The sequence below is a fragment of the Epilithonimonas lactis genome (assembly GCF_900110605.1).
Classification (GTDB): domain Bacteria; phylum Bacteroidota; class Bacteroidia; order Flavobacteriales; family Weeksellaceae; genus Epilithonimonas; species Epilithonimonas lactis.
Genome location: NZ_FOFI01000004.1, coordinates 315,725 through 334,825, shown reverse-complemented (window position 1 = coordinate 334,825; position 19,101 = coordinate 315,725). Strand labels below are relative to the sequence as shown.

General features: G+C 37.3%; 17 protein-coding genes. 6 read left to right on the top strand and 11 right to left on the bottom strand.

What is annotated here, in order from left to right; genetic code table 11:
• Nucleotides 1-28: 28 nt before the first annotated feature.
• The 6 genes from typA to BMW39_RS15435 all read right to left on the bottom strand — a co-directional run bounded on the left by typA (nucleotide 29) and on the right by BMW39_RS15435 (nucleotide 7,112).
• A complete protein-coding gene (gene typA, locus BMW39_RS15460) occupies nucleotides 29-1,834 on the bottom strand; it encodes a translational GTPase TypA (protein ID WP_034974719.1) in 1,806 nt (601 codons plus the stop codon).
• Nucleotides 1,835-1,959: 125 nt separating this feature from the next.
• Entirely contained in the window at nucleotides 1,960-3,144 is a 1,185-nt protein-coding gene (locus BMW39_RS15455) for a class I SAM-dependent methyltransferase (RefSeq protein WP_034974717.1), read from the bottom strand.
• Nucleotides 3,145-3,561: a DUF1801 domain-containing protein gene (locus BMW39_RS15450; protein ID WP_034974715.1), complete on the bottom strand. Its 417-nt coding sequence runs from the start codon at nucleotides 3,559-3,561 to the stop codon at nucleotides 3,145-3,147.
• 170 nt (nucleotides 3,562-3,731) lie between these two features.
• The gene (locus tag BMW39_RS15445; protein WP_034974713.1) at nucleotides 3,732-5,129 is read right to left on the bottom strand and encodes an MFS transporter; all 1,398 of its coding nucleotides are present in this window, start codon (nucleotides 5,127-5,129) and stop codon (nucleotides 3,732-3,734) included.
• Nucleotides 5,130-5,178: 49 nt separating this feature from the next.
• Nucleotides 5,179-6,237, bottom strand: a complete 1,059-nt coding sequence (locus BMW39_RS15440; protein WP_034974711.1) for an agmatine deiminase family protein — start codon at nucleotides 6,235-6,237, stop codon at nucleotides 5,179-5,181.
• Complete coding sequence (locus tag BMW39_RS15435; RefSeq protein WP_034974710.1) at nucleotides 6,237-7,112, bottom strand: carbon-nitrogen hydrolase; 876 nt, start codon at nucleotides 7,110-7,112, stop codon at nucleotides 6,237-6,239. The genes BMW39_RS15440 and BMW39_RS15435 overlap by 1 nt, the downstream gene beginning before the upstream one ends.
• A gap of 177 nt (nucleotides 7,113-7,289) precedes the next feature.
• On the opposite strand from BMW39_RS15435, the gene BMW39_RS15430 reads away from it, so the two are divergent.
• The 6 genes from BMW39_RS15430 to BMW39_RS15405 all read left to right on the top strand — a co-directional run bounded on the left by BMW39_RS15430 (nucleotide 7,290) and on the right by BMW39_RS15405 (nucleotide 13,971).
• Nucleotides 7,290-7,703 carry an acyl-CoA thioesterase gene (locus tag BMW39_RS15430; protein ID WP_034974887.1) on the top strand — a complete coding sequence of 138 codons (414 nt, stop codon included), beginning with the start codon at nucleotides 7,290-7,292 and terminating at the stop codon, nucleotides 7,701-7,703.
• Between the two features lie 212 nt (nucleotides 7,704-7,915).
• Nucleotides 7,916-10,051: a S46 family peptidase gene (locus BMW39_RS15425; protein ID WP_034974707.1), complete on the top strand. Its 2,136-nt coding sequence runs from the start codon at nucleotides 7,916-7,918 to the stop codon at nucleotides 10,049-10,051.
• Between the two features lie 78 nt (nucleotides 10,052-10,129).
• A complete protein-coding gene (locus BMW39_RS15420; RefSeq protein ID WP_051879889.1) occupies nucleotides 10,130-11,149 on the top strand; it encodes a polysaccharide deacetylase family protein in 1,020 nt (339 codons plus the stop codon).
• 50 nt (nucleotides 11,150-11,199) lie between these two features.
• Nucleotides 11,200-12,270, top strand: coding sequence for a GNAT family N-acetyltransferase (locus tag BMW39_RS15415; RefSeq protein WP_034974705.1), 1,071 nt, complete (start codon nucleotides 11,200-11,202; stop codon nucleotides 12,268-12,270).
• An 8-nt stretch (nucleotides 12,271-12,278) separates the two neighbouring features.
• Nucleotides 12,279-12,785, top strand: coding sequence for a MepB family protein (locus BMW39_RS15410; RefSeq protein WP_034974702.1), 507 nt, complete (start codon nucleotides 12,279-12,281; stop codon nucleotides 12,783-12,785).
• 43 nt (nucleotides 12,786-12,828) lie between these two features.
• Nucleotides 12,829-13,971 (top strand): DEAD/DEAH box helicase, encoded by a 1,143-nt coding sequence (locus BMW39_RS15405; RefSeq protein ID WP_034974700.1) that lies wholly within the window; start codon nucleotides 12,829-12,831, stop codon nucleotides 13,969-13,971.
• 2 nt (nucleotides 13,972-13,973) lie between these two features.
• Here BMW39_RS15405 and BMW39_RS15400 read toward each other — a convergent pair whose 3' ends face one another.
• The 5 genes from BMW39_RS15400 to BMW39_RS15380 form a co-directional block, all read right to left on the bottom strand.
• Nucleotides 13,974-15,374, bottom strand: a complete 1,401-nt coding sequence (locus BMW39_RS15400; protein WP_034974698.1) for a hypothetical protein — start codon at nucleotides 15,372-15,374, stop codon at nucleotides 13,974-13,976.
• Nucleotides 15,375-15,705: 331 nt separating this feature from the next.
• Nucleotides 15,706-16,737: a pseudouridine synthase gene (locus BMW39_RS15395; RefSeq protein WP_034974696.1), complete on the bottom strand. Its 1,032-nt coding sequence runs from the start codon at nucleotides 16,735-16,737 to the stop codon at nucleotides 15,706-15,708.
• Nucleotides 16,738-16,835: 98 nt separating this feature from the next.
• Complete coding sequence (locus BMW39_RS15390; RefSeq protein WP_034974694.1) at nucleotides 16,836-17,549, bottom strand: hypothetical protein; 714 nt, start codon at nucleotides 17,547-17,549, stop codon at nucleotides 16,836-16,838.
• A 17-nt stretch (nucleotides 17,550-17,566) separates the two neighbouring features.
• Complete coding sequence (locus BMW39_RS15385) at nucleotides 17,567-18,721, bottom strand: methylmalonyl-CoA mutase family protein (RefSeq protein WP_034974692.1); 1,155 nt, start codon at nucleotides 18,719-18,721, stop codon at nucleotides 17,567-17,569.
• A 12-nt stretch (nucleotides 18,722-18,733) separates the two neighbouring features.
• Nucleotides 18,734-19,084 carry an FtsB family cell division protein gene (locus tag BMW39_RS15380; RefSeq protein ID WP_034974691.1) on the bottom strand — a complete coding sequence of 117 codons (351 nt, stop codon included), beginning with the start codon at nucleotides 19,082-19,084 and terminating at the stop codon, nucleotides 18,734-18,736.
• Nucleotides 19,085-19,101 lie beyond the last annotated feature (17 nt).

Below are 19,101 nucleotides of genomic sequence, written 5' to 3'. Positions count from 1 at the left end.
AGGACTTTAAATATTAATTAAGATTAGATTAGGACTTAGCGCCTCTTTCCACTCTTTTTCTTTCTTCTTCAGAAAGGATCTTCTTTCTCATACGGATGAAGTTAGGAGTCACCTCGATCGCTTCATCAGCTTGGATATATTCCATACATTCTTCTAGAGAGAACAAGATCTTTGGTGCAACACCTGTATCTTTATCTTTACCAGAAGCTCTCATGTTGTTCAACTGTTTAGCTTCAACGATGTTTACAACCAAGTCACCTGGCTTGTTTTGCTCACCGATCACCATTCCTGCGTAGATCTCCTCGCCCGGATCAACATAGAACTTACCTCTATCCTGTAGTTTTGCGATAGAATATTCAGTCGCTGGACCTTGAGTTTTGCTGATCAAAACACCATTACTTCTTCCAGGAATCGCCCCTTTGAAAGGTTTGTATTCTGTGAAACGGTGCGCCATAATAGCTTCACCAGCAGTAGCAGTCAACATCTGAGAACGCAATCCGATCAAACCTCTGGAAGGGATCTCGAATTCCATATGTTGCATTTCACCTTTTGTTTCCATAATGTGAAGATCTCCTTTTCTCTGAGTTGCCAAATCGATAACTCTAGAAGCAAATTCTTCTGGAACGTCTACAACCAAAGATTCGTAAGGCTCACATTTTTCGCCGTCGATCTCTCTCAAGATAACTTGTGGCTGACCAATTGTCATTTCGTAACCTTCTCTTCTCATCGTTTCAATCAAAACTGACAAGTGAAGAATACCTCTACCGAAAACTAGGAACGTGTTCGCATCATCAGTCTGTTGAACTCTCAATGCCAAGTTTTTCTCTAATTCTTTGGTCAATCTCTCTTTCAAGTGATTGGAAGTTACATATTTACCATCTTTTCCGAAGAACGGTGAATTGTTGATAGAGAACGTCATATTCAACGTTGGCTCATCAATAGAAGTTCTTGGCAATGGTTCTGGATTTTCTAGATCTACGAAAGAATCTCCAATTTGGAAAGCATCGAAACCTACAACAGCACAGATATCTCCAGCTTTCACTTCCGCAACTTTTTTCTTTCCAAGACCTTCGAAAATATAAAGTTCTTTTACTTTTCCTTTCAATATTTTTCCGTCAGCTTGCGCCAATCCGATCCACTGAGCTTCTTTGATCTCACCTCTGATCACTTTTCCGATCGCGATTCTTCCTAAGAAAGAAGAATAGTCAAGGGAAACGATCTGCATCTGAAGGTTACCTTCTTCTACTTTCGGTTCTGGAACGTATTCTAAAATCCCGTCCAATAGTGGGAAAATGTTATCAGTTTGTTCTAATGAAGTGTTGAACCAACCTTGCTTAGATGAACCGTAGAACGTTGGGAAATCCAATTGCTCCTCAGTTGCATCCAAGTTGAAGAACAAATCAAAAACTTGATCGTGAACTTCGTCCGGACGACAGTTTGGCTTATCTACTTTATTGATAACCACTAGAGGTCTCAATCCAAGTTCCAAAGCTTTCTGAAGTACGAATCTTGTCTGTGGCATTGGTCCTTCGAAGGCATCTACCAACAAAACTACACCATCAGCCATTTTCAATACTCTCTCTACCTCACCACCAAAATCGGCGTGACCAGGTGTGTCGATAACATTGATTTTTACGTCTTTATAAGTTACAGAGATATTTTTTGATAAGATCGTAATCCCTCTTTCTCTCTCAAGATCGTTGTTATCCATGATCAGATCACCACTCTCCTGATTTTCACGGAAGATGTTTGTGGCGTGGATAATTTTGTCAACCAAAGTTGTTTTTCCGTGGTCAACGTGTGCGATAATCGCTATATTTCTAATATTTTGCATATCTATTTTTTACGCGTGCAAATGTAGTGAATTTTTATGGTAAGATGAATGCTCATTTAATTATTTTTAAAAATAAGCTATATTAATTAATATCTATTTAAAATTTTGTTAATCAATACATTAAATCAAACGCTTCTCAGAATCTCCTTTCCGTTGATGCTTTGCGTGAATATCAGATAACGCTTTCCGCCATCTTTAAGCTTATATTTTTTCTTGATTTCGTCGGGTTTCAAAGGATAATTCTTGGAAATGATATTGAACTGGTCATTCTTTTTTAAATCCTTTCCATCGATCTTTTCAACTTGCAAAATCCTTCCGGGAAAGTTATCTAATTTATGTTCCGAAGTGTAGAAATGCGTATTTGGATGCAGTTTCTTCAATCCAAATTTTTTTGAAATAATATTGAAGGCGCCCGCTTTCAGCATTGAATTGTTTGGAATATAAAGAAAATCCAGACTTTCTGAGAATTCTGATGTGGCAGTTTTTTCTTCATTAATATAAAATGAAAATTCTGGTTCATCAGATTCCAAGTTGATACAGCTTATAGTTGTTGGTTGTTGGTTGACAGTTGATGGTTTATTTTCGATAATTAAAACCAATTCCTTCACCTCATTTCTAACGGCGATGATTTTGATTTCATTGATGTTTTGAAGTTCCGAAACCAAATATGAAATATCGATCAACGGCGAAAGTTTGACGATGATCTTGTCAGAAATGGAGTGAAGTTGTTCTTCAATTTCTAGAAGATTTGGAGAAAGATCTTCAAGTAGGAATTTCTTTTTGTTATTCTGATCCCTTCGCGCAGGATCCAAATAAACGACGTCAAACTTTCTAAAATCGTCATTCGCAGCTTGTCCAAGACTTTCAAGAAATTCCTCAAGGTTTTGATTGATAAAATCTGCTTTTCGGTTCAAAGTTTTCCAGTTGTGCTCAACGATTTTGATCAATTCTGGATTTTGCTCCACCAAAGTTACTTCTTCAAAATTTTGAGATAGAAAAAAAGCATCAATCCCAAAACCTGAGGTCAAGTCGAGGAATGATTTTCCTTTTATATCTTTGGCTTTATATTCTGCTGTGGATTGTGATGAAGCCTGTTCCAGATTGAGGTTTGGCGGAAAAATAATGTTCTCGTTCAATAAGAATGGAAACTTTCTCTGCGCGACTTTTCTGCCCTTGATCTGTTGAACGATCTCCTGAATCGTCACATTTGGAAACGATGATCTTTTTAATAATAATCTGTTGATGTCACTATCAATATTTTGGTTGATGAAGGTCTGAACTTCCGTAGCAAGCAAGTTTGTAAAATCCATTTAGCCGTAAATCTTTTGAATGGTTTTGGTTGAATTGGTGATGATCTTTTTCAAAACATCGATGTTGATATCTTCCAGTTTTTTGGTGTAGATGCAGGCTTTTGCGGTTTTGACTTTTCCCAATTGTGAAAATAGATTTTCTTTGTCATCTATGTCTTGATAAACGTACAACGAGATCTGAGCAACCCGATTGGAAAGTCCAGCCAAAGGTGCGTCGCCCTCGTGACCGCTTTCATATTTGTAATGATAACTTCCAAATCCTATGATGGCCTCGCCCCACATTTTAGGTGGAAATCCTGATGTTGCTTCGAAAATTTTCACCAATTCTCTAACATCATTTTGGCGTTTTTCATCGGTGATATTATTGATGTAATTATCTACGGAAAGGTTGTTTTCAGTGGTTTTGTTTTTTGCCATCTTGAGAAGTTTTTAATGTTTAAAGATAGAAAATTTCAATTTAAAACCAATCGTTATTTCTTGTAACAAACCCGCAACCCGACTTGAGTGGAGCTCTTTTTTGCAGTGGGAAAAGCTTGGCAAAAAAAACGGGAACGGAAGGCGGATAAGTTGCCCAAATTTTATGTATTTTAAGCCGATTTCATATTGTCGCCATCACGGAAATTGAGTCTTCGGAAAACGAAACCGGACAGGATCGTGAGAGATCCGACAATCAAAAAGGTGTATCGGAAAGCGTTGTGAACTTCGTTCTTGATGAAAGTGGTATCGCCTTCGAACAATTTCAAAACAATCAAACCAAACGCTATCCCGAATCCAACCGCAAACTGCTGATTGACAGAAACCAAAGAATTTCCACTGCTATTCTGATATGGTCTCAAATCGGCAATCGAAATCGTGTTCATCGATGTAAACTGGATGGAATTGAAAAAACCTAGAACCAACAAGATCGGAATGTACCAATAGATCGAACTTTGAACTGTTGGAATTGCCAAACAGCAGATCAAAACGCCAATCACAAACGTGTTGGTCATCAATGTTTTGCGGTAACCGAATTTATCCAAAATCCCGATCACGTAAGATTTTCCAAACATCGCCGTAAGTGCCATTGGTGCGACGATCCAACCCGAAGTCAACGCTGATTGCCCATACGCAATCTGGATCATCAACGGAACCAAAAGCGGAATTGAACTGATTCCCAGCCTTGTAGCAAGATTTCCCAAAATCCCAACTCGGAACGTCCGAACCTGAAAAAGATTCAATGGAAAAATCGGATTGTTGTCTGTTTTGGCGTGTTTGTAATAAAAATAAAGCATCAAAAAACCTAAGACCAAAACCAAAAGAACTGGCGTGATATTCTGCGCATTTCCCAATAATTCTAATGAAACTGAAAGTAACAATGAAGCCATTGCGAAAATGAGAAACCCTTTCAAATCGAAGTCGATGACAGGCGATTTGTAATTGGGCATATATTTCAAACTCAGAATTATCCCTATCAATCCGATTGGAATATTAATTAAAAAAATCCAGTGCCAACTCAAATAATCCACCATATAACCACCGACCAATGGTCCCATCACCGGTCCAATCAATGCGGGAATAATAGCGAAGTTCATCGCTTTCAAAAGTTCATTTTTGTTGAAAGCTCTTATCAATGCCAATTTCCCGACAGGCGTCATCAAACTTCCGCCAATTCCTTGGACGATTCTTGAAATCACCAACTGCGTCAAATCCTGCGATAAAGAACAAAATAACGATCCCACAGAAAATACAGCGAGGGAAAGAATGAAAATCCTTTTTGTCCCAAACTTATCCGCCAAAAAACCACTGACTGGCATAAACAAAGCCAAAGTCAACACATAACTGATGATCGCATTCTGCATATCCAAAGGCGATTCCTGTAGATCTCTGGCGATTGAAGGCAAAGAGGTATTCAGAATCGTGGAATCCAGCATCTGCATAAAAATGGCTGTTCCCAAGATAAAAGGAAGATATTTTTTGACCTGCTCGGTAGTCTGTATTTCGCTCATTGTTTAAATTGAAAAATTAAAAGATCCGCCTGTTTCGCGGATCTGTATTTTAAACCAAAGGTTCTTGTTGACTGAGACAGTGGAAACTTCCTAAGCCCCAAATAATATCGGTGGAATCAATGCCAACCACTTCCCTTTCTGGGAAACATTTTTGGATGATGTCCAAAGCAACTTGATCCTTGTCGCAATTGTAGGTTGGAACGATCACAGATTTGTTGGCGATGTAGAAATTGGCGTAAGATGCTGGCAATCTTTGTCCATCACAATAAACCGGATTTGGCATTGGAAGTTCGATGATATTGAGAGGTCTTCCGTCCAACAATTTCATTTCTTTTAATTGACGAAGATTGGTTTGAAGAATCTCGTAGTTGTCATCATTTTTATTATCTTCAATGACAGTCAAAACCGTATCTTCATTTACGAAACGAATCGTGTCGTCCACGTGTCCATCTGTATCGTCACCAATAATGCCATCATCTACCCAAAGGACTTGTTTTTGCCCGTAATATTTTTTCAAATAATCTTCTACTTCTTCCTGAGAAAGATGTGGATTTCTATTTTCATTGAGCAAACAAGATCTTGAAGTTAAAACTGTTCCAGCACCGTTGAATTCAACCGAACCACCTTCCATAATAATTCCTGGATAAAGAACTGGCAATCCTTTTTCTTCAGCAATTTTGGTTGGAATGACATCATCCAACTCGAATGGAGGATATTTTCCGCCCCACGCGTTGAAACCCCAATCTACAATGATCTTCTGAGGCTCTTCTCCGTTTTTATTAACCAAGAAAGCAGGACCGTGATCTCTGCACCAAGCGTCATTCGTTTCGTGGAAATAGAATTCGACTTTCGAAATATCTGCGCCGGCTTTGGAAATATGTTCCATTGCGAAAGCTTGCATTTCCTTATCTTTTACATTGATGCAAACGAATTCGCCTTTCGTGAGTTCCGCAATGAATTTGGCGTACGCTGGATAGATCAAATCGATTCTTTCTGGCCAGGATTCTTCTTTGTGCGGCCAAGAAAGCCAGGTTGCTTCGTGCTCTTCCCATTCTGCAGGGAAAGTGTATCCATTTTCTAATGGATTGAAATCTTTATCTATTGTCATTAATCCTCGTCAATAAAACGTTTAGTAATCGGCGAATAGGTCTCGATCCTTCTGTCTCTCAAGAATGGCCAATGCTTTCTCATGTAATCTGTTTGCGCCAGATTAACTTCCGTCACTTCCACTTCTTCTTTGTCGTGCGAAGCTAGATATAATAATTTTCCTTGAGCGTTTGTCACAAAACTTCCGCCCCAGAATTTCATCGCGCCATCTTGCTCATAGCCCACTCTATTCACAGAAACTACGGGAAGTCCGTTTGCAACCGAGTGAGAACGTTGGATAGTTTGCCACGCATTGTATTGATCTTGGTTTGTTTCTTCGTCTTGAGTTGTGTCCCAGCCAATCGCTGTTGGGTAGAACATAATATCAGCACCCATCAAAGCGGTAATTCTTGACGCTTCCGGATACCATTGATCCCAACAGATCAGGACTCCAACTTTTCCAAATTTCGTCGGGAAAATCTTATAACCCAGATCACCTGGCGTGAAATAGAATTTCTCATAAAAAGCGGGATCGTCCGGAATGTGCATTTTTCGGTATTTACCAAGATAAGTTCCGTCTGCATCAATCACTGCGGTTGTATTATGGTAAAGTCCCTGAGCTCTTTTCTCAAACAATGAAGCGATGATGACAACGCCCAATTCCTTTGCAACAGGAGACAAAGCATCTGTTGAAGGTCCAGGAATAACTTCTGCCAAGTCGAAGTTGTCATAATCTTCGACATCGCAGAAATATAGGGATGTGAAAAGCTCTTGCAAACAAACGATCTGGGCACCTTTTGCTGCGGCCTCTCTTATTTTTTCAATGGCTTTGTCCAGGTTTTGCTGCTTGTCTGCAACGCAAGACATCTGAACAGTTCCGATTTTAACTTTTGACATTTCTAAAAAATTTTTTACAAAAATACTAAGATTCTAACGAATCAAAAATCCAACCAAAAGATTTAGACCAATATTTCGAAAAATTAATTTGATCATTCGTAATTTCTATAGTTTAAGGAATTCTGTTTTCTGGTAAAGTCTTACCTTTGCAGCATCTTAAAATAGTATAAAGTCATGATGAATTACCACACCAGAAAATGGATAAAACCGGAAGACCTAAACCCAAATCATTCACTTTTCGGAGGTAGGTTGCTGCAATGGATCGATGAAGAGGCAGCACTTTATGCGATCATTCAATTGGAAAATTCTAGGACTGTAACAAAATACATTTCCGAGATTAACTTTGTGAGTTCTGCAAAACAAGGTGATATCATAGAGATTGGAATTGAAGCGGTTGAGTTTGGTAGATCATCTTTAACGCTACGTTGCGAAGTTCGAAACAAGATGACGCACCAGAAGATCATTACGATTGAGAGATTGGTTTTCGTAGCCTTGGATGAAGATGGAAATCCGAAACCACATGGTAAAACAACAATCGAATATGTTGAAGACCGATTGAATGTTAAAAATACTTCGCCAGAAAGTCTTTAAAGTAAAATAAAACGTCTCGTAATGATTTACGGGACGTTTTTATTTTCATTAATGACAAAGGATTACCGATCATCACTAAGGTTCAGAAAATTTTCTTTAAATTCGTCACGTTTTATAAATTGACATAATGAAATCGCCATCGTTTGAAAATCAAGCATCGATGAATATTGAGCGATAACACAAGACCTTTGAAAAAATAATAGAATCTACTTATGAAAAGAAAAATTCTTCTATCAGCCCTACTTCTTCCGGCTGTCATGGCTTTTGGCCAACAATACGGCGGAATGTGGATCCCGACGGAACTTAATGAAAAAGAAATGAAAAGCCTGGGGATGAAGATCTCTGCAAAAGACATCTTCAATCCGGACAAAGCGAGTATCAAAGATGCCGTGGTGCAATTTGACGGTGGTTGTACGGCCGAAGTGATCTCTCCAAAAGGACTTCTATTAACAAATCACCACTGTGGTTATGATAATATCCAGTCCCATTCTACGGTTGAAAATGACCTTTTGACCAATGGTTTCTGGGCAAAAGATATGAACGGCGAATTGCCAAATCCTGGTGTTACAGTTGATTTTATCACGGACATCAAAGAAGTAACTGCTCAGATCCTTCCAGGAACGGAAAACCTTACGGGCGCTGAATTGACAAAGAAAATCAATGAAAATATCGAGGCTTATAAAAAAGCCCAGAAGACAGAATCGTACCAGACCATCTCTGTAAGATCCATGTATTACGGAAATAAGTTTTATGCGTATGTCATCGAGACCTTCAAAGATATCAGATTGGTAGGTGCACCGCCATCCGCAATCGGTAAATATGGGTCTGACACTGACAACTGGGTTTGGCCAAGACATACGGGAGATTTCTCTATGTTCAGAATTTACGCTGACAAAAACAACAAACCTTCTGAATACTCCAAAGACAATATTCCTTACACACCAAAGCATTTCCTTCCAATTTCTATTAAAGATAAAAAAGAGGACGATTTCACTTTTGTATTTGGTTTCCCGGGAAGAACTACAGAATATCTACCTGCCATCGCAGTCGAGAAGATCATGACAGAAACGGATCCAGCGATGATCGCTGTACGTGATGTGGCTTTGAAAACGCTTGATGAAAAAATGAGAGTTGATCCTGCGACAAAAATAAAGTACGCTTCCAAATACGCAAGAGTTGCCAACTATTGGAAAAAATGGATCGGAGAAGTGGAAGGTCTTAAAAAGTCCAACGCTGTAGAGAAAAAGAAACAATACGAGCAAACTTTAATCTCGAAAAATCCGGCGATCAAACCAACCATCGACGGACTGAACCAAAAATACAACGAGCAGGCACCTTACAACCTTCATAAAGCTTATTATTCTGAAGTTGTGAGAAATTCTGAGACATTGACCCTCGCCGGAATCTACAGCAATTACATCAAAGCTTACGAGGAAGGGAAAATGGATGCGAAGAACAATGAAGCTCTGAAAGCAAGATTGACCGAAGTCTACAAAGATTATGATGCAGAGCTTGATGCCAAAGTAACGGCAAAGATCCTAGCGCTATATGCGAACAAAACGCCCGCTCAATTCTTACCAAAAGATTTTGGAATGCTGAAAGATGCAAACAAAAACCTGGGAACGATCGAGAACATGTCAAAAATGTCCGTGATCACTGGTAGAGGAAACTTGAATGGAATTAAAACTTCAGACCTGAACAAGTTGTTCGAAAATCCAAAAGCACTTGTTGCAAATCTTAAAAAAGATCCATTGGTGGAGATGTATGGTTCATTCAAATCATCTTATTTTGAAACTACGGATGCAAAAGTGACCGCATTACAAACGGATATCGATGCGTTGCAAAAGAAATTCATGGCACAACAAATGGAAACCGACAAGGATCGAAAATTCTTTCCAGATGCCAACTCTACCCTTCGTGTGACCTACGGACAAGTGAAAGGTTCTGAACCTAGAGACGCGGTTTCTTATGGTTACCAAACGCATCTTGCTGGAGTGATGGAAAAATATGTTCCAGGAGATTACGAATTTGATGTGCCGAAGAAATTGATCAGTCTTTACAACAGCAAAGATTACGGCGTGTACAAAGATAAAACTGGCGATGTTCCCGTGAACTTCACAGCGACCAACCACACCACTGGAGGTAACTCTGGAAGTCCGGCGCTTGATGCTTATGGAAATTTGATTGGACTTAACTTCGACAGACAATGGGAAGGTACCATGAGTGACATCAATTATGACCCAAAATTGTGTAGAAACATCATGGTGGACACCAAGTATATCCTTTTCGTGATCGACAAATATGCTGATTCCAAGTGGTTGCTGAACGAGATGAAAATCGTGAAGTAATACTTCAAAACATTTTTAAAATATTAACTTTGCCAGAGTCCAGGACTTTGGCAAAGTTTTTTTTAAATCCTACAAACATTGAGTTTCAAAACTAAATTCTTCAAAATATCGAATCCAATTACCAAGAATTTTTCATTCGGGAGATTTTCTAATTTGTTGCCGTTTGGTAATCAGATCTTGGTTTATCATTTGGTTTCCGATGCGTATTTAAAACACGCAAAACATTTGTTTCCGTATCGTTCTGTGAAGCAATTTGAACATGATCTGGATTTTTTGTCAAAGCATTTTGAGTTCATCAATTGGGAAACTTTTCTCAAACAAAAAACAGAAAAAGTAACAACCAAAAAGCCAACAATCCTCTTGACCTTCGATGATGGTTATGCAGAATTTTATGACATCATCTATCCTATTCTAAAGCGAAAAGGAATCTACGCTGTCAATTTCATCAATCCAAAATTCATTGATAATAAAGAGTTGATGTGGCGAAATAAGGCCAGTTTACTAGTTTCGGAAATCACTGGAAATGAAACGCTTCAAAGTAAAATAAGCCAATTGCCAGACTTCGGAAATGATTTGAAGATTAATTTAGATTCAATCCTTAAAATCAAATATAAAAACCGAGGACAGCTTGATTTGATCGCTGATCTTTTAGAAATCAACTTTGATATTTATTTGAAAAACAAACCAGTTTACTTGACGACCGAGCAATTATTAAAATTAAAAAATGATGGTTTTGGGATCAGCTCGCATGGTTGGGATCATCCGCTGTACAATCAATTGTCATTGGAGGATCAGTTGGCAAACACACAACGATCTTTGGATTACATGAGAGAAAATGAATTCTTAAATGACTCGTTTGCCTTTCCATTTACCGATCACTTGGTTGAAAATCAATTTTTTGATTCAATTTTCAAGCGAAATACTGATTTGAAATTTACGTTCGGAGCTGCAGGACTCAAGCTGGATTCCAATCCAAAAAACCTGCAAAGAATTCCAATTGAGATCGGAAATTATTCAGCGGAAGAGATTTTGAAAAATGAAATTCTGTATTATCAATTTTTAAAGAAATTCAATAAAAATAGGATTATCAGAAGTTGAAATTATGCTTTGAATAAAGTGTTGCTTATATTTGTTGAAACTATTTTTTTGTGATCAATATCGTAGGACTCGACAAAGAACAACTCAAAGGATTTACAAACTCCGAGGAATTTCAAAAATTTCCATTTGCACCGATTTCCGAACTAAGGGAACTTTCTCATATTCAAAATCCACGCGCACGTTCTGAAGATATTCTTCTGTTTTTAGCATATTCTGAAGATGATCTGGCTGGCTATCTTGGAATATTGCCAGATGACATTACTAATTCCAAAGGTGAAAAATTTCATTTTGGCTGGCTTTCTACTTTGTCGGTTAGCGAAAAATTCCGCGGTAAGCAGATCGCTCAAAAATTACTCTACGCTGCTGAGGATTCTTACAACAAAAGCCTAATGATCACAGAATTCACGGCAAGTGCAGAAGGTTTGTACAATAAGCTGGGTTTCTTTGATTATCTGGATCCTAAGAAAGCCGTTCGTTATTATTTCAAATCCAATCTCGCAGAACTTTTGCCCACCAAAAAACCTGTTTTTGAGAACAACAAAAAATGGCTGAAAAGGTTGGATAATCTTCTCAATATTTTCATTCCGTATCTCAGCAATGGAAAGAATCATCTTTACAAAGTCACGAAAACTTTTGATAAAGACCTTGAGAAATTTATCAGCCAACAGAAAACAAATCCTATTGGAAGAAGTTCTCCGGAATTCCGCTGGATCCTAGATTTCCCATGGCTCTCCAGAGAAAGAGAACAGCCAAATTATCTCTTTTCCTCATTTTCGAAAGATTATGAAATGTTTTGGGTCAATATCTATCAGCAACAACAAATCGTCGCAACGATGCTTTGTTCGCTCCGAAATTCTCATCTCAAAGTCCATTATTATTTTGGGAACGAGAATCTGATTTCAGATATTCTTCCAAAGATCATCAAAAAATACAAGGTCAAAATGATGACCATCTTTGATGATAAGCTGAATGCTGCTATTAATAAAAATAAATCTCCAAGCGCAATTTACAAACGTCAACTTTTGAGAAAGTATCTTATTCATAAAAATCTAAAGGAAAAAATTGGAAAAGATTTTCAATATGACTTTAAAGATGGCGATGGCGATTTCTCGTTTACTTAAATTACCAAATGATCAACGAAATCTATAAACTTGATGATTTGATTTTCAAACCTTTGAACTATCATCTTTCAGAAATACATCCAGACAAGGAAGCTGACGAGTATTTTGGGTTTGATTTTAAAATCAATGACATTAAGATCAAATTCAGAAAGTCAAAATTGACGCCGAAGAAAATTGGACAATTCGTTACATTTTGGAAGCGAGATCAAAACAGGAAAACAGTTCCTTTTGATGTTGATGATGATTCTGATTTCTATATTATTTTAATGGAAGAAGATGCGAAAGCTGGATTTTTCATTTTTCCAAAATCGATTTTAGAAAAAGAAGATTTGATTTCCAGTCAATTAAAAGCGGGAAAACGCGGATTCAGGATTTACTCGGACTGGCATTTTCCAACCAGCAAACAAGCTGAGAAAACCAAAATTTGGCAAACACGATATTTTATTAATTTCTCTGATACAGAAAATTCGATTCTTGAGAAATTTGAAACCATCTTGAATTCTAAAAATCAGTAGAAACCAATTTCAATAACTTATCTTTGCAGCAAATCATTATTTTATGTCATTCGAGTCGTTAGGATTATCAAGCAACATCATCAATTCTGTCAAAAAACTAGGTTATTTGAAGCCGTTTCCAATCCAAGAACAGGCCATTCCAGTGATCTTGGAAGGAAAAGACCTGATGGGAATTGCGCAGACAGGTTCCGGAAAAACGGCTTGTTTTGTAATGCCGATCTTGGAGAAGTTACAAAATACAGAAGTAAAGAAAGACCGAAATATTCAGGTTTTAATATTGGTTCCGACTCGAGAATTGGCCATCCAGATCGATGAAGTGTTCCGGGCTTTTACAGATAATCTGAAGCGTGACATCCGAACGATGGCAGTCTATGGCGGTGTTTCCATCAATCCACAGATGAAGGGCATGTTTGGTGTAGAAGTTCTGATTTCGACGCCAGGACGATTGTTAGACTTGATCGAGCATAATGCGTTGAGTATCTCTGGAATCCAACATTTGGTCATTGACGAGGCAGATAAGATGTTCCAACTTGGTTTTGGCGAAGAGATGAATAAACTTTTCGGACTAATGCCTGTGATGAAACAAGTGACTCTGTTCTCTGCAACTCTGGATGACAAGGTTTCTGAGATGAAAGAACGGCTTTCCATCAACCCGACTTTGATTGAAATTAAGAAAGAAGAAATTCAGATCGATGATATTGAACAAATTGCCTACCATGTTTCGCCAGAAAATAAAGGTCCATTTTTAAGATATTTGATCAAAGAAAAAAAGGTTGAGAAAGCATTAATCTTCGTTTCTTCTACTCGCTCTGCAGATAATCTGGTCGAGAAACTGAAAAAAAATAAAATAAAAGCGGTTGCCATCCACGGGCAGAAATCACAAGGTGCCAGACGAAATAACTTGGAGGAATTCAAAGTGAATGGCGCTCAGATCTTGGTAGCGACGGACCTGCTTGGTCGTGGGATTCACATCGATTCTTTGCCATGCGTCATCAACTACGAATTGCCACGTTCGCCTTTGGATTACATTCACAGAATTGGTAGAACTGGTCGTGCAGGAGAAAAAGGAACCGCCATCAATATCCTGACGGATGACGAGTTGCAACATTTCCGCGTGATCCAAAAGAAAATGGGCAAAAAGGTGACCTTACAAAGAACAGAGGGAATTGACCTTCACGGCTATTAATTCTAGTCACAATCACAATCTTGTCGTCGGTGACGTTTGAAAGCACTGTCCCAAAAAGGATAGAATTTGATTGCCAAATAGACATTGGCATTGTGAAGTTTTTTTTGTTTAAATAGAATTGGAAATACATTTTCGCTTCCCAAGATCAAAGGTCCAAGTCTGACGTAGCCACCAAATTGCAAGCTTTTATATTCTGATAAGGTAGATGAAATACCATAACCAATTCCTTCCTTTTGAATAGAATAATTGGCATTGACGATATTATTTCGTTTCAAAGAATTTTCGAAGATCGGAACACGCTGGATCCAATTGACATTAACAAAATGATGCTCTTTGATGCGCTGACTGTAATTGATGTTGATGCTTGTCGGCAGACCTATTTTGAAACCATTCCCAATAAACGAAGCATTCTCATTTCCATAAGTTTCCTGGCTAAGTAGTCTCAAATATTGCTCTGGGCTTTCAAATTTCTGGTTGTCAAAATTTGGATTGTTTTGTAGCCATATCGTGTTTCCATTTTTGAATTCGTGGTTGATGCCATTTTTAAAATTCACAGCACCAATATCCAAAATATTAAAGGATAATTTAGAATTGTATTCGTCTTCTCTAGGATCTCTGTCGACCACTGCAATCCCGACATCCAGACCAAGACCAGATCCATTTTGTTTGTATTCGTACCGTTTGCTTTCAAAGTTGTAATTGGTGATGTAGCTTGCTGTCAAGTTGTAGTTGGAAGCGTAGATACTTCTGCGATTGGGGTTTTCGCCAATGGCCGGCTCAGTCGAAGTTAATTCAATATCCTGATGACTAATGATATTTGCCGCGTCCAGACCTATGGCATATTTCACATTGATTCCGAGAATCCACTGTTTGTCCGAATTGGGAAAGATCGTTGTGGCAGCGTTGATCCCGATCTCGTTCCAGTTCATCACATTGGTATCGAAAGGTTTCATCTTGTAGTCATCTGGTTGTGGAATCATCTGATTACCAAAGCGAAAGTAATTGTCAAAACCCAGGAAAGAATTGTAGGTTCTCATCCTGCTGAATAGACCAAAAACATACTTTTTTTCCCGAATGTTTGCAGTCATTGAAAAGGAAGGTCCCAAAATTTCAGAAGCTACCAAAAGGTCAGCTTTTCCTTTGTTGTAAAAATCAAAAACGTTGGCTTGATTTTCACCTGTGATATTTTTTCTTGGGTTTGCAGCTTGTATGGGATTGCTAGCTAAGCCCAAAAGACTTTGTTGCGAAATATAAGCATAGTTATTCTGAAGAAATACATCAGCAGATATCAGATTGACATCCCAAGGATGTTGATTGAAATAAGGTTGCGTTGGCGATAATCCTGCAGAGTTGATCCCACTATAATTATCATTGAGAAACGAAAAATTGTTTTGTGCCGTCATTTTAAAAAAACAGAACAGAAACAAACAAAAACAGAATAACCTAAGCATCTTAAATTGAGAATGACTATTAAACTCAAATGAAAATAAAATATTGCATCAAAAATAAAATTGTTGAACCTACTGATCTCATCAATGATGTTATATCAATGAATTTAAGCCATCAAGTATTACGCCACTACATTGAGATTTAAAATGATCTCTTGGATCTCTTCGGCTTTATTCACCGTCATAATTCTAAAAAGTAATTTTGACAAAACAAAAAAGACCGAATTTCTTCAGTCTTTAATATTTTCTAAAAGCCAACCGCAAAAAGCAACCAGCCAAAAGCTATTTATAGCATTTTCAAATTGTTCACTTCTTGTTCCGTTAGGATTCTCCAGTGTCCTCTTTTGATATTTTTCTTGGTAAGTCCAGCGAACATCACACGGTCAAGTCCTTCCACTTCATAACCCAATTTCTGGAAAATTCTGCGAACTACTCTATTCCATCCGATGTGGATCTCGATGCCAACTTCATTTTTCGGTTTCCCTTCGATGAATGAGATGCTGTCAACCTCTGCAACACCTTCTTCCAAACGGATTCCTTCGCCGATCAACTTCATATCATCATTCGTCAATTTTCTATCCAACACAACGTGATAGATCTTTCTCATAGCAAAAGATGGATGCGTCAGTTTTTTCGTGATGTGACCGTCGTTTGTCAAAAGGATGACACCAGTCGTTTGTCTGTCCAATCTTCCAACTGGGAAAATTCTATACGGCGACGCATTTGCAGTCAAATCCATCACTGTTTTTCTTGCTTTTTCGTCTTTGGTAGTTGAGATGTAACCTTTTGGTTTGTTCAATAGAACATAAACCGGTTTTTCTGGTGTGATATTTTGGCTGTCGAAAACCACTCTATCCGTTTTCTGAACCTGATAACCCATTTCTGTCACCACTTTTCCGTTCACTTCCACAAGACCTTGCGCAATCAATTCGTCTGCTTCTCTTCTACTGCAAATCCCAGAATTCGCAATATACTTATTAAGCCTGATGGTATCTTTATGAACCTCTTTACTGATTTTTTCCAATCTTCTTCTTTGGATGAAAGATTTGGTTTTGTCCTCAGCGGTTTCTGGTCGGATGTATGGTTTTTTGTTTGAAGGCTTTTTATTGAAAGGCTTTTTATCGCCATTTTCGTATTTGTCTCTACTGTCAAAATTACGGTCGCCACCTCTTGTTGTCTTAGGTTTACGCGCACCTCCTGCAGATGGTCTGCTTTTGGACGTTCTTTCGCCAGAGCTACGGGAGTTTCCAGAAGGTCTGCTACTACCTGCACTTCTAGGTTTTTTGTCTCTTTCTGGTCTTTTTCCGTCTTCGCTCATTTCTAAAAATTTTTGCAAAGATAGTGAATTAGTTAAGAGTTACGAATTCTGAGTTTAAGAATTCTAAAAATTGAGAATAATGTAATTTCTTTTAATTATTAGATGTCATTAAACTTTTCTAACTCATTTAAATTTCCATTATAATTCTTCAAGAATTCAGATAAATTTTCAAATATCTCTTTCACTCTGATTTCTGCGTCGTGATTTAAATAATATATTTTTCCTTTTCTATCAACTCCAATATAATCTCCATTTTCTAAATCTAAAATAGTATAATATTTATTGCTATCAAATTCTATTTCAAAACAATTTTCTAAATCTAATTTTTCGATTTCTTCACTAGAGTAAAGATTCAGTATTTTTTCTACAACTTCTTTATCAGGATTAACAGTATTGACCGTTTTAATAATCAAATCACGTAATCGTATATTGTTAATATCAAATATCTTGTGAAATATTTTAGGGTTTTCGTGAAGAATAAAAGTCAGTTGATAATTGGAAAAAGAGCAGGGAATATTTTCAAAAATTTTTCTTTTTGTATTGTAAAATTCTATTCCATTGATGTTCAGAATATGACGAGGTAATCTTTGCAATTTACGGTATGCCTCTTTATCTCTCACTTCTCGTAATATTGAAATGCCTTTTGGTTCGAATGAAAAATAAATATTTGAAATTTCTGAAATCATTTTCTTATTTGTGATTTCAAAGTTTTCATCATAATCGGTCAATTGTTGAATAAGTTTTCTCTCAATTTCTTTAATTTGATTAATAGAAATTTTAGACTGAAACAATCCTTTAAGAATACCTCGCATAATTTCAAAAATAAAAATTATTCAAACATTTCAGCCAAACGAACTGACTTTATCTCAGAATCATCATAAAGTTCAGAAACCAATTTCTTAACTTCCAGTTTGGGATAAAGATTGACACCAATGATTTTGATTTTCCCTTCTTCCACCCAGCTTTGTTCTTTGGTTGCCTGTTCGAAAATCATTTTTTGGATTTCTCCTGATTTCAATAGTTCTAGATAACCGCCTTTTTCCTCGATGTCTAGAAATAGTTTCCAGGATTTTTCAGCAAATTGGTGGGTAATGGCTTCCACGAAATAACTTCCGGAAGTTGCATCTTCAAAAACGTTGATAATGCTTTCGTAAGCCAAAACGATCTGTTGTTTGAAGGAAATCTCTTTGGAAAGTTCTGTTGGATTTTCGATTTTATAATTGTTGCAGAAAACCGCATCAGCGCCACCAATCATTGCGGAAGCCAATTCCAAAGTAGAACGAATCAGATTGTTGTCTTGGTCGTTTTTCGATTTATTTCTTAGTGAAGTTTCAACGAAAATGTACGGAATCAAATCTTTCTCAAACTCTCTGGAAAGCTGGTTAAAAAGATATTTGAAAGCCCTAATTTTGGCAATCTCAAAGAAATATTGACTACCAACTGCAAATTTGAAAATTAATTTATCTAAAATATCAGCACCAAATCTCTCCACCAATTCTTTTGATTTCGCCAAAGCAAAACCCAATTGTTGAATGATAGAAGCGCCAGAATTCTGATGTAAACTGACATCAACACAGATCTTTCTTTCAAATGATTTTGATAACAATTCACCTGAAAGATGTTCATTGATCTCCGCTTTGTGATCATCAGAAAAAACATCAATTAAAGAAAAGTATCGGTTGGATTCTTGTGTTAAGATATGCTCTGAAAGCTTGGCATTATTAATGAAAATAGATTTCTCATCAAGATTTTCAACGTTTTCATTGAGTAGAAAAGCAAAAGCTTGGTCTTCCAAACCTTCCTGATATTCTGCTACGAGATGTGTACTCTCCTCTACTTTTGGAAGGATTTTATATTCAGAATTGTTTTGGTAATAAGGTTTTACATCAACGTCCTCGAGATTCTCTTTTTGGAGAATTGCGTAGATGTCATCTGTTTTGAGTTGCTTTTTGACAAGTTGCTCCCAATTTTCCAATGTACTCATTCTGAAAGTTTTTTACTTCTTAGCAATTTTTGAACTGTCCACTACCAAGATGAAAATCTCCTCATTTGGTTTTTTCATAAAGTAGTTTTCGCGGGCGTACTTCTCTTTTTCTTCTTTGTTGTTCATCAGTTTACGGTAGAATTTGTCATTCTTTTCATATTCTGTTCTGTAGAAATCGAGTTGTTTTTCATAGCGTTTTATTTCGCCATTCAGTTCATTGATCACCAAAAAAGAGGTGCTGTCAAAAAATATCATCCAAACCAAAAAACCGATAAGCGTCAACAGATATTTGTTGAACACATAAGTTTGAAAAAACTTCATTGTGGGCGATTTTTTCTTGATTTCTTTTATCAGTTCTTTCATGGTCAAATCATTATTCT